Annotated in this window: 7 protein-coding genes; all 7 read right to left on the bottom strand. The window is 55.9% G+C overall.

Features of this window, described 5'->3' with window-relative positions; translation table 11 throughout:
• Window positions 1-214: 214 nt before the first annotated feature.
• Complete coding sequence (locus EDC27_RS15255) at window positions 215-1,630, bottom strand: sigma-54-dependent transcriptional regulator (RefSeq protein ID WP_123291505.1); 1,416 nt, start codon at window positions 1,628-1,630, stop codon at window positions 215-217.
• An 85-nt stretch (window positions 1,631-1,715) separates the two neighbouring features.
• Complete coding sequence (locus tag EDC27_RS15250) at window positions 1,716-3,305, bottom strand: sensor histidine kinase (RefSeq protein ID WP_170161862.1); 1,590 nt, start codon at window positions 3,303-3,305, stop codon at window positions 1,716-1,718.
• A 265-nt stretch (window positions 3,306-3,570) separates the two neighbouring features.
• Window positions 3,571-4,530, bottom strand: a complete 960-nt coding sequence (locus EDC27_RS15245) for an HpcH/HpaI aldolase/citrate lyase family protein (protein ID WP_123291503.1) — start codon at window positions 4,528-4,530, stop codon at window positions 3,571-3,573.
• Window positions 4,531-4,554: 24 nt separating this feature from the next.
• On the bottom strand, window positions 4,555-7,296 hold the full coding sequence (gene ppdK, locus EDC27_RS15240) for a pyruvate, phosphate dikinase (protein ID WP_123291502.1): 2,742 nt from the start codon (window positions 7,294-7,296) through the stop codon (window positions 4,555-4,557).
• Between the two features lie 117 nt (window positions 7,297-7,413).
• Window positions 7,414-8,295 carry a dihydropteroate synthase gene (locus EDC27_RS15235; RefSeq protein ID WP_123291501.1) on the bottom strand — a complete coding sequence of 294 codons (882 nt, stop codon included), beginning with the start codon at window positions 8,293-8,295 and terminating at the stop codon, window positions 7,414-7,416.
• 109 nt (window positions 8,296-8,404) lie between these two features.
• Window positions 8,405-9,757, bottom strand: coding sequence for an acetyl-CoA decarbonylase/synthase complex subunit gamma (acsC, locus tag EDC27_RS15230; protein ID WP_123291500.1), 1,353 nt, complete (start codon window positions 9,755-9,757; stop codon window positions 8,405-8,407).
• An 80-nt stretch (window positions 9,758-9,837) separates the two neighbouring features.
• Complete coding sequence (gene acsB / locus EDC27_RS15225; RefSeq protein ID WP_123291499.1) at window positions 9,838-12,051, bottom strand: acetyl-CoA decarbonylase/synthase complex subunit alpha/beta; 2,214 nt, start codon at window positions 12,049-12,051, stop codon at window positions 9,838-9,840.
• Between the last annotated feature and the right edge of the window lie 224 nt (window positions 12,052-12,275).

Raw genomic sequence — 12,275 nt, 5'->3', positions numbered from 1 at the left:
CACGGCGGGCTTGTTTCCTCGCATTGAGGACCTTGAATCCGCACGGTCGTTAAGGGCACCCATCCGGACAGATGAAGAATTTTCTTCATCGCTTCCGCTCGGTCCCGGTCAAGGCCCCTCGAATCCTCGTGGTTCACCCGTTTATGGCGTTCAACGGCATTTGCACAATAGTCTACGTTTTTTCGGCGATGAAGAATATTCTACGGTGACTCGGTCAGGCTTCCGAGTCAGGTGGGCGTTCCAGGCCGAATTTTTTCATGCGGTAGATGAGCACGTGCCTTGGAATTCTTAAGAATCGGGCGGTTTTGGACTTGTTTCTACCGCATCGTTCAAAAACCTCTTGAATGATGTTGCGTTCCAGCTCTTCCAGGGACATACCTTCTTCGGGCATGTGTTCCCAAGCCAGAAAACCTGCCTGGTTGGATGCGGCCATGGCGGCCCTTCGGCCGGCGGTGGATGGTAGAAAATGGAGGTGTCTTTTAAAGATCAGGTCGTCGTCTTCCAAAAGTACGATGCGTTCGATGGTGTTCTTGAGTTCGCGAACGTTTCCCGGCCACTCGTGGGACAAGAGAATGTGCTGGGCTTCTTCGCTGATGTCTCGAAACTTTTTTCTGTATTTGTCGTTGAACTGCTCCAGAAAAAATCGCGCCAGCGGCAGAATGTCTTCTCGGCGCTGTCGAAGGGCCGGAAGAACAATCTGGACGGTTGCCAGGCGAAAAAAGAGGTCTTTGCGAAAGAGGCCCTCTTCGCAGGCCTGCCACAGATCCCTATTGCATGCCGCCACCACGCGAATGTCCACGGTTTTTTTTCGCGTTGCCCCCAAAGGATAGAATTCGTGCTCTTCCAAAACGCGAAGAAGCTTGGCCTGAACTTCGGGAGGTAGATCGATGACCTCATCGAGAAAGAGCGTGCCACCGTCGGCCGCTTCGAGCAGGCCTTTTTTTCCTTCCGCCCTGGCTCCGGTAAAAGCTCCCTTTTCGTACCCGAACAGTTCGCTTTCGATGATTTCCGGGGTAAAAACCGCGCAGTTGAGCGCCACAAAGGGATAGGAGGCTCGAGGGCTTGCGGCGTGAATGAGCCGGGCGAACAGTTCCTTGCCCACTCCGCTTTCACCTTGCAAGAGCACGCCGGCGTCGGGACTTTGCGCACTGCGAATGGCCAGCTGTTGGGCTTCCAAAAACGCCGGACTGCTGCCCACAAGGGTTCGACGCTGATGAAGCCGCTGCATCTCCTCGCGCAACCGCTCCACCTCATGCCTCAGGCTGGCGTATTCCAAAGCCTGTTTGACCGTGACCTCAAACTCTTCCAAATCCACCGGCTTGACCAAGTAGTCAAAGGCGCCCTTTTTCATGGCCTGGACCACGTCCCGCACCTGTTCGTAAGCGGTCACCATGATGACCGTCGGCGACGGTTTGGCTTCTTTGAGTTCCGGCAGCAGGTCCAGACCACTACAGTCAGGCAATCCGATATCCAGCAGGACCAAATCCGGTTCAAGTTCTTGGGCTAAGCGAAGGCCTTCGGCGGCGGTTTTCGCTTCGTGGACCGTGTAGCTCCTGCTCAAGAACCGCGCAATGGCGCCTCGAAATCCGGTTTCGTCGTCGATGATGAGAATTGTTGGTGCCGTTCGCATAGGGTCGCATTCCACCTCGCGCACTCTCCACAGGCACAGGGCAAGGAAAGGGCGTCACCACGGGGCCACATCGGGGTCGCACAGCTCAGTTGATGGTCTCCTCCAAAGCCAGCTTCCCGCTTTTTTTCGTCATGGGAAACACCACACGGAACACACTGCCTCGCCCCACTTGCGATTCCACCTCCATGTGGGCTCCGTGGCGCTCCAAGATTCTTCGGCAAATGCTCAACCCCAAACCTGTTCCTTCGGCCTTGCGCGTGAAAAAGGGATCAAAAATGCGTCCTTCATCTTCCGGTAAGATGCCTTCCCCGGTATCTTTGACGCTAAGAACCACCCGCTGGGCCTCTGCCTCCACGCGCGTCTGGACTTCCATGCGCCCTCCCTGTGGCATGGCTTCCACCGCATTGATCATGAGATTCATGACGACCTGGCCGATCTGGTCGGAATCCATGATGATCTCAGGCATGGACGGGTCCAGGTTTAAGGTCAGATCGATCTTGGCTTTGCGGATGTGCACCTTGGACAGGTTATGGCAATAGCGCACAATGTCGTTGAGGTTTGCGGGAAGGAACTGGGGTTCCCGTGGCCTGGCAAAATTCAGAACTTCCCGCACGATGTTGTCGATCTTTCGCACTTCCTGAATCAGGTCGGCAAGCATTTGCGACTGATTTTCGTTCAAAGACACTTCACGCTGCAACATCTGAGCATTGAAATTGATGGTCGCCAAAGGATTTCGAATTTCGTGGGCAATCCCAGCCGCCAGTGTCCCCAAGGACTGTAGCCTCTCTGTCTGCTGCAGGCGCTGCTCAAGCTTTCGTGCTTCGGTTTCGTCCTTTTCATAATAGACAATCCGTTCCAACTGCGAGGACAGGTTAAGCACGGGAAAAGCGTAGAGGCGATAGAACCCTCCCCAGCGAGGGTGAGGGCCTTCCTTATGCACCGGCCTTCGGCTCAGCAGGCATTCGCGAATGGGACACCCCAAAGGAGGCTCCGCCGTTTTATAAAGCACTTCCCAGTACTTTTGCCCCAACAACTCCTCTTTTGCCCCGTACGTTTTTTCCGTAGTTTGATTGACACGTAAAATGCGCCCGGAGGATTCCAGTAGAAAGATGCTGTGTTGAATGGCGTCAAAGCTGATTTCCAGTTCCGTCTTTGCCCGCTCGACGGATTCGAAAAGTTGGGCGTTTTCAATGGCCACGCCGATCTGTTGCCCGATGGTGGTCAAAAACTCCCGGCGATCATGGCGAATCTGCAGCGCTCCGTGGTTGGCCACATACAATAATCCCAAGATACCTTTTTGGGTAAAAAGGGCGATGCGAATAATCTCTTGAATACCCTCCGCCACCATTCGATCCCTCAAGGCCGGAAAGAAAAGCTGCTCCCTTTTGAGCCACGCCACGGGATTCTTGAGGCGTCCTGGGCCAATCCAGCCGTCGGGCACTTGAAAGGAGCGAATCTCCTGCACAAGAGTAGACGAAAAGCCATGTTGGGCAGCCAAGACCATGGTCCCACGGCCGTGCACATCGGGTTTGAGAAGGTAAATGACCCCCATCTTAAGCTGCAGGGTTCGAAGAATGGCCAGGAGCGACTGCTGAAGGACGTCTTCGAGCCGAGGCGAACTGTGAATGGCGGAAGAGATGTCAAAAAGAATTTGCAATTCGTTGTTCTGTCGCACAATCTGTTCCTTCAGCACAGCCGGTGCCTCGACCTCGATGCCCTGCATGCTTGAGGGGGGCTGCGGTGCTATCGGCTTCGGCGACATGACCCTATTCATGGTTCCTCGAAAACATTCCATCCTTTTTAGGGGTTCAATAACTTCCCGGAGGAGGCATGGAGAAGGGAACGTCGCGGAGCGCATGCGCAGGTGGCGTCAAAACAACGGAAAGGGAAAATGGTTCCTCGGGCGTGTGAACGCCTCCCTCAAGGCCTCTTTTCTTTTCTCAAGACTGGCTCGGCTTCAATCCGGCAAGGTTTCGGTTCCGGCGGGCCGCTTCCGCCACCTTAACCGTCACCTGCGCGAGGCGAACAGAAGCGGCGTCCACCATTTTGCCATCTACGGCCACAGACCCTTCACCACGGGCCCTGGCCGCCTCATAAGCTGCAACGATGCGTCGGCTACGAGCCACATCATCGTCCGAGGGGGTAAAGACCTGATTGATGACGTCCAGTTGATCTGGGTGAATGGCCCATTTGCCGTCGTAGCCCAAAGCGCGGCTCATGGCGCAGGAACGGGCCAGACCTTGGGGGTCTCGAAAGTCGCCAAATGGAGCGTCCAAGGCGGCAAGCCCTGCGGCTTTGGCCGCCATGGCCATTCGACTTAAGGGAAAAAGCCAGCGAAGACGGGCCGCTTCCTGATCTTCGGCATCCCCATGGCCGCTGATGCCGCCGCTGGGCATGCCCACGGACGCGCCGTAGTCGGCGATGCCAAAAACCAGCGCCTCCAGCCGAGGCGAACTCACGGCAATCTCGCCCACGCGAAGCATGCCCTGGGCTGTTTCAATGGAGGCTTCCAAGCCGATTTTCTTGGTCAGGCCCAGGCGCATCTCCATCTGGGTCAGCCAATAATCGATGGCCTTGATTTCTGCGGGATCGTTGACCTTGGGCACCACAATGACATCCAGCCATGGGCCTGCCTCTTCGACCACATCCACCAAATCTCTGTAGGCAAAGGGCGTGCTCATGTCATTGATTCGATAGGCGCGCACACGTCCCTTCCACCCGGAAGCCATGAGCGCCTCCACCACCGCGTGCCGAGCCTTTTCCTTTTCGTCCACAGGGACGCTGTCTTCCAGATCCAACATAATGACATCCGCCGAAAGGCTCAGGGCTTTTCGAACCATTTTCTCTCGGTTGGCGGGTACCGAAAGTATTGAACGGCGCAGTCGAATGGGGCGCTCCATAGGCCATGACCTCGTACTGAGCCTCTACTGCTCTCGAATGGCAGCATGTGCTGCGGCCAAACGGGCAATGGGCACGCGAAATGGAGAACAACTGACATAGTTCAGGCCGATCTGGTGACAAAACTCCACCGAAGACGGCTCCCCTCCGTGTTCTCCGCAAATCCCCACCTTGAGATCGGGCCGTGTCGCCCGTCCTCTCTCCACTCCCATTTTCATGAGTTCACCGACGCCTTCCTGATCGATGCGTTCAAAGGGGTCAAATTCCCAGATTTTCTTTTCAAGATAATCGTGGAGAAACTTGGCCGCATCGTCGCGGCTGATTCCGAAAACCGTCTGTGTAAGGTCGTTGGTGCCAAAGGAGAAGAACATGGCTTCCTTGGCAATCTCGCCGGCCGTGATCGCCCCTCGAGGCACCTCGATCATGGTTCCGACCGCGTAGTCCACCTGAATTCCATAATGATCCATCACCTGGCGGGCCACGTCATCCACAACGCGCTTCTGGTGAGCCAGCTCTGCCACATCCCCGACCAAAGGAATCATGATCTCCGGATGCACGTCAATGCCTTCCTTCTTCACTTCACAGGCCGCTTCGAGAATGGCCCTCGCCTGCATGGCCGTGATCTCGGGATAGACGATTCCCAATCGGCACCCTCGATGTCCCAGCATGGGATTGGCCTCGTGAAGGGCTTGAATCTTGGCCCGCACCTGCTCCGCACCAACACCTAGCTGCTCGGCCACCTTTTGTATGTCCGCCTCTTCAGTGGGTAAAAACTCGTGTAGCGGCGGATCCAGAGTTCGAATGGTCACGGGCAATCCCTTCATGACGCGAAAGATACCCTTGAAATCTTCTCGCTGCATGGGCAACAGCTTGGCCAATGCTTTTTCTCGACCTTCCGTGGAGTCTGCAAGGATCATCTCGCGCACGGCATGGATGCGTTCCCCTTCAAAGAACATGTGCTCGGTGCGACACAGCCCAATACCTTCCGCTCCAAAAAGAAGGGCCGTCTGTGCCTGGTCGGGCTGGTCGGCGTTGGTGCGCACGCCCAGGCGTCGATAGGCGTCCGCCCACCGCATCAATTCCGTATAGTCTTGAAAAATAGAAGACTCTTCCGGCTTCAAGGTCTTTTCCAGCAGCACCTGTATGATTTCCGACGGTCGTGTGGGAATTTGACCCGCGAAAACTTCCCCTGTGGAGCCGTCCACGGAAATCCAGTCGCCTTCCTCGATCACGCGGCCGTTGACGGTCATTTGGCGTAGCTTGTAATCGATTTCCAAATCGCCGCATCCCACAACGCACACTTTTCCCATCTGTCGGGCCACCAGGGCCGCATGGGATGTCATGCCCCCACGCGATGTGAGAATGCCCTGGGCGGCGTGCATGCCTCGAATATCGTCCGGAGACGTTTCCAAACGCACCAGAATGACCTTCTCCCCCCGGTCGGCCCAATGCTCGGCATCCACGGCATTGAAAACCACGCGCCCGCTGGCGGCACCGGGTCCGGCATTCAATCCCTTGGCCAAAAACGCCTTGGAGGCCACGGCCTTTTGTTTGGCTTCGGCATCAAAGACCGGGCGCAGCAGCTGGTTCAACTGATTGGGTTCGACCCGCAGCAGGGCCTCCTTGGGGGTCAAAATGCCTTCGCGAACCATGTCCACGGCGATCTTGAAGGCGGCAAAGCCCGTGCGCTTTCCTGTGCGGGTTTGAAGCATCCACAGTTTTCGGCGCTGAATTGTAAATTCGATGTCCTGCATGTCCCGATAGTGCCGATCGAGAATTCTGCGTATCCGATCCAGTTCGGCGTAGGCCTCCGGCATGGCTTCTTCCAGGGACACCATCTGCGGGTCCGTCTTTTGCCGAATGTTGATGGGTTGCGGAGTTCTAATGCCGGCGACCACGTCTTCGCCTTGAGCATTGACCAAATATTCGCCGTACAGGACATTTTCTCCCGTGGCCGGATTGCGCGTAAAGGCCACGCCCGTGGCACAATCGTCGCCCATGTTTCCAAAAACCATGGACTGCACATTGACGGCCGTGCCCATATCGTCGGGAATTTCATGAATCTGCCGATAAGCGATGGCCCGTGGATTGTCCCAGGATCCAAAGACAGCGCCGATGGCCCCCCAGAGTTGTTCTTTGGGATCTTGAGGAAAATCTTTGCCCGTCCTTTGTCGAACCAACGCCTTGTAGCGCTCGCACAACTCCATGAGGTCCTGAGCGCTCAATTGGTTGTCATACTGAACGCCGCGAGCCTTTTTCAGTTCGTCAATGATTTCTTCAAAGGGATCGATGCCATCAACGCTTTCGGCCTTTAATCCTAAAACCACGTCGCCGTACATGCTTAAGAACCGACGGTAACAATCGTAAGCAAAACGAGAATCGTTGGTTTCCCGAGCCAAGCCTTGGACCGTTTCATCGTTGAGACCCAAATTCAGCACGGTATCCATCATCCCGGGCATACTGATTGCTGCTCCTGACCGCACCGACACGAGCAGGGGTTTTTCCTTATCCCCAAAGCCCCGTCCCATGATGTTTTCCAGACGCCTTAACGCCTGTTCCACTTCCTGCTCTAATCCCGGGGGGTAAATTCCCTTGTTGTGATAAAAATAGGTACAGACTTCTGTGGAAATGGTAAATCCGGGAGGCACGGGAATACCCAAGTTCGTCATTTCCGCCAAATTGGCACCCTTGCCCCCCAGGAGATTTTTCATGGCAGCGCTGCCATCGGCTTTGCCTTCTCCAAAGAAATAAACGTAACGTTTGCCCATAGAGTTTGGTTTCCTCCTTTTATTTCGGCAATCGGTTAAATACACAAAAACCCCACCTCGCAAGGATGGGGTTTCTGTACTGAAAAGGATCTTAGAACAGGCGAGGTCCGATGCCAACTACACCTCTAGCCACGAGTCGGAATAGAGCGTGTGTCCGAGAATGACGCGAGCCGTTTTTACGAAGTCTTTTTCTTCCTTACTGAGAGAGGCCATGTCGATTTCTTCACCGTCTTCTACCTTGGCCACCAACGCTTCCAGTTCGGGCCGCTGACCGCGTGCAATCTTGTGCAGTTCGGTATCAAAGGTATCGACAATGGCCGATTTCATGCCCCAGCGCTTCCACAAAATGAGCATGACCTGATTCAAAATGGGCCGCAGATGCTCCGGAGCTCCGTTGGACACGTTGGATAGTCCAATGGTGCTATTGCACCCGGGGGCCATGTCCGGAAACATCTTCATGAAGTTCAACCCGCTCATGATCTGATTTTGTTGCACGTTAACCGGCGTCTGAATGGGATCGATGTAGATTCTCTCGGGGGGAATGCCCATTTCCGTAGCACGATGGAGAATTTCCGCACACAACACGCCCCGTTCGTTCTCATCCCGCGGCATACCCTCCGGTCCCCAAAGGAGGCCGATAAACTCCGCCTCGTATTCTTTGGCCAAGGGCAGTAGAGCGTCCATGCGCTCGGGGCGCACCATGATGGAGTTGATCATGGCCCGGCCCTTTTTGTGGGCCTTAAGTCCCGCTTCGATGGCCTTGATGTTGGAGGTATCCAAAGCCAAGGGTAGGTCGACCACTTCGTGGATCACGGGTACAAGCCACGACATTAGTTCTTCACCGGTCTTGCCCGCGGGGCCTATATTGAGATCGATGTAATCCATGCCGGCCTGGGCTTCTTGGACCGCCAATTCCTGTAACGTCTTGGCGTCACGCTCCTTGAGCGCCTTGCCGTATTTTTTGCTCATGATGTTGAGGTTTTCGCCGATCAGCTTCATGGAATAGCACCCTCCTTGTGGGTTTGCATGTGCGTCGTGATGCTCGCGGTGCGCCGCACCTGTCGGCCCCGTCCTTTCCCCGACACGTACGGCCCACCCATCCCCTGCCTTATTGCGGCTTGAACTCTTTGAGGAACTTGGAAATGTGGCTCGCTTCGCGCGGCCCCACCACCACGTTCCAGCCCGGGATTTCCTCTTCCAGTTCCCCGCTGATGGCCGCGGCATAGCCGGGAATCACGATGGATTTGTGTTTGACCTTATCCATGATGCCGCATTTTTGAACGAAGGTTCCTACGGTTTCTCCGTTAAATTTTCCGGCAGCCCAGGCGGTCATGACCGAAAGGCCTTCTGTGTCCTGCACCAGCAGCCACGAGGGCACGCGGCTGGCTTCGATCTCGCCGCTCACAATGAAGTAGGTGAGAGAGAAGTTGCAGGTGACCAGAACCGGAGAATTTTCGTCAGGATTGTTGATCGGGTATATGCCTTGTTCCGCCGTCATGGGACGCTGCGGGTCGGTATAAATGTTCAATCGCTCCAGCAACAACGGGAAATGGACTTCCGGCTTCACATCGCTCATGACGATAAAGGCCGCATATTTAGCCACAAAGGTGGCGGCCACAATCGCTTCGTTCAGAAGATCGTCGGCCATTTCATTGGCGAAAATGATGGTTGGGTAACCCAGCGGACGAAAGCGGTTCTTGATGGCCGCCCGCCGAATTTGAATCTGTTCTTCAAAGGCCTTTTTAAGGTCCCTCGTGCCCGTGTCGATGACGATGTCTTTGAGGCCCATGGCCGCCAGTTTCTCGGTCACCGCAATGACACTGTCCAGCGTGCCGTCACCCTTAACCGCCAAAGGACATGCTGTTTCCTTAGCCACAGCTCCCAATTCATCGGCGGTGTCTGCCGTGGCGGCGTAAAGAAGCGGCTTTTTGTCCTTGAGCTCGGCCGCGGCGGCTTTGAGAACATCGGGTTTATCGGAAATCAAAATCAATGCGGCGCCGGTTCCGTCCGCGATCTTTTTGGCAAGCGCCGTCAAGGCCCCCGCATCGCCCGTGGCGTCTTGGACGGCAAACATTTCCGGGCGCAGATTCAAGCCCACGCGTTCAAACTGGCATGCCTTGAAGCGGGCCATCTTGCCGTCCACGGACGCGGCATCCTCCGCCGTCGTCACCAGGGTGGCCAGCCCCGGCGGATTGACGAAGGTCTTTTCATGGCGAAAGAGCACCGTTTCACCGCCAACCTTGACGGCATACTCGCCCGTTCCCACGGTCAGAGGCCGCACCGGCGGCGCGGAATCGGCGGCCAGCTTTTCCTTTGCCGCTTCAGAAACGTGGGGACATGCATCCAACTCAGCCTTGCCCGCCGCCAGGTTCATGGCAAAGGCCAAGCACGTGGGAACGCCGCAGTCCCCACAGTTGGTTTTGGGAAGAAGCTTGAAGATTTCAATTCCTGTCAGGCCCATGTGTTTTTCTCCTCATCGCTTCTCACGTTAGCAATACGCAAAGAGGCTAAGGGCGCCTCGCGCCGCCCTCAGCCCGTTCTCTACCCAAGAATCGGCTCCATGCTCAGCGCCGGATGGCCCACTTCCTGGAGGAACGGCAGGATTTCATCTTCCGTGACACCCTGCTCTTCCGTGGCGATCATGTCGATGAAATTGGGAATGCCGATCTCTTCACCGCGCTTAATCAGCCGTTCGCGGATTTCCTCCTTGAGCATCTTGGGCATCCACACCAAGCGCTTGATGCCCCCGTCCCCAGCGATGAATTTACGCTGGGTAATATTGTATTTGCTGTGCCCCACAAAGCCCGGGGTGACGTTGCCGCCGCCGATGGTTCCGGCCAGCGTGGTAAACTTCATGCCGCACGGCGTCATGCCCGTATACTCCCGGTTCACGGTCATGACGCCATTACACATTGGAAGAACCGCAGCGACGCATTCACAGCATCCACAGGTCGTCATGGGATCGTAGACGACACTATAAAAGTTGTAGCTTGAGACGGCCCCGCGCGAAGCCTTTTCCACAAATTCATTGACCCCCTTCCAGTTGCCGTACCGCTCATCCAAGGTCTCCCCTTTGGCAATGGGCTGGTTCGGTCCCGTGGGGTTGATCTCGTAGGAGGCTTTGCAGTCGAGCCAGTTGTAGGCCCCGCACAGCCCGGTGCGCTCCGGGCTGATGACGCACACGTGGGTCGGGGCAAACGATTGGCACAAGGTGCACGAATAGTAAATTTCCGTGGTTTCGTCGGTCATACCTTCAATGCGCTCGTCCCGAGCCCGATACATTTCCTGGGCCACGCGAAGCAGTTCTTTGACCTTGTCTTCTTCGGTGTAGATCTTCACCTGGCACTTGTCAAAGATCGCGCCGAAATCTTGATGGAATTTGGCGTGAAGAATTTTCCCGATGTGCTCCAGTGTAAAGCCTTTTTCCACCGCGCTTTTGCCAATCCGGTACCAGGCAATGTCGCGCTGCCCGATGTGCATGACGCCTTGGGCGTAATTGACCAAGTGATGAATCTGCCGCTCCAAAATCGGTTCATAGTCCTCTTGCATCTTCCGGCCCGCTACCTCGACCACGACACCCAAAGGCAATCCACTGCCCGGCTGGACGTCCTTAATGTCCGGACCGATGACTTCCACTTTGCCGTCTTCCACGGCGTCCATCTCGGCGATGCGCACCAGCTCGAAACACGGGGTCTTGCCGCCGCCGCATTCGAGATAAACATCATCTTTGCGCACTCTCTCGCCCTCAAAGGCTGGCCCATAAGACACGGGGACAGGAACCTCCGTAATGGTGACCTTGAGGCCGCGCACCTCGATGGACCTCGAACAGATCTGACTGTGCGGCACGCTGGAAACCACGTGCTCGTAGGTACAGATACCGGTGGGCAAAATCTCGGGAATGTCCGTATCCGCAATGGTCGGGAACCCCCAGTTAATGGCGCCGGCGGCGTTGGCCGCCCATTCCGCATTCACTTCGCCAAGAGCATTGACAAAGGCAAAGATACGGTCCTTGTTGTAGAGCAAGATTTTGCGGTAGTCGCCCGGCTGCACGCCGCCAAAAGCCATGGCTGCGCGGTTGGCAAAGCCCAACGCGAACACGGCCGCGGAAATATCCGGACCAAAGGGCACGAGACGCGTGGACCATCCAATTTGCACCCCAGCTTCCAACAACTGCTGCGTAAAAGTGGTGCCGGCTTGGTTGGCACACATGAACACATACAGGTTTTTCTTCTGGTATTCCTCGGCGATTGCTTTCGCCGTCTCAGGATCGGGCGCCGCGCCGACAATGGCCGCAAAACCCGGGGCGCTGCCGTCCACGAACTCGATGCCGCGTTTACGCATGATCGTGTCATCGGCGGCACCCACCCAGAGCTTTCCGGCTTCCACATCCGGATCTTCCACTGGTTGATAGAAGTCGGGATCTTCGACGTAACGAATGGCTTCAAAGATCTCTTCGGCCAAAATCGCCGCCATTCCCGCATCCAGGGTGCCACCCAGGTAAGGGGTGTGAATCCTGCCCTTGATGTGCGGAGGCAGCAATTTCTTGCATCGTTCCAACACAGGCTCGGCATCGGCCAGCTTTTCCACCTTGATGCCCAAGATGGAATAAATGATGGGCAGATAATAGGCCGTGTTGGGGAATTCCAAGGGCTGATTTGGGCCGTATTTGTCCATGGCCTCCTTAAACTTGCCCTCAACCTTGGACACGATGTTGTACGCACCTTGAATCGCCGCAAAGGCAACCAACCGAGACATAACCAACTCCTTTTCTTAAGGACGCTGTCGTCGTTTCAAGGCCGAAACGCTCCGGCTTCTCGCCGGATCTTTTGCGCGAAGAAACCGCCGGCATTCGCAGCGCAATTCTACGGTTTTCAGCACCCCGTTTTAATCCAAGGCGCGGCGGTCGGCCATATCGAAGAGCTTGCGTTCCCTCGGGCCCATGATGCCCAAAGCTTCACGCTTCTTGTCGATGTGCGAGA

This window comes from Desulfosoma caldarium (assembly GCF_003751385.1).
Taxonomy (GTDB): Bacteria; Desulfobacterota; Syntrophobacteria; order Syntrophobacterales; family DSM-9756; genus Desulfosoma; species Desulfosoma caldarium.
Note: the sequence above shows the minus strand (reverse complement) of the source record. Positions and strands in the feature narration are given on the sequence as shown.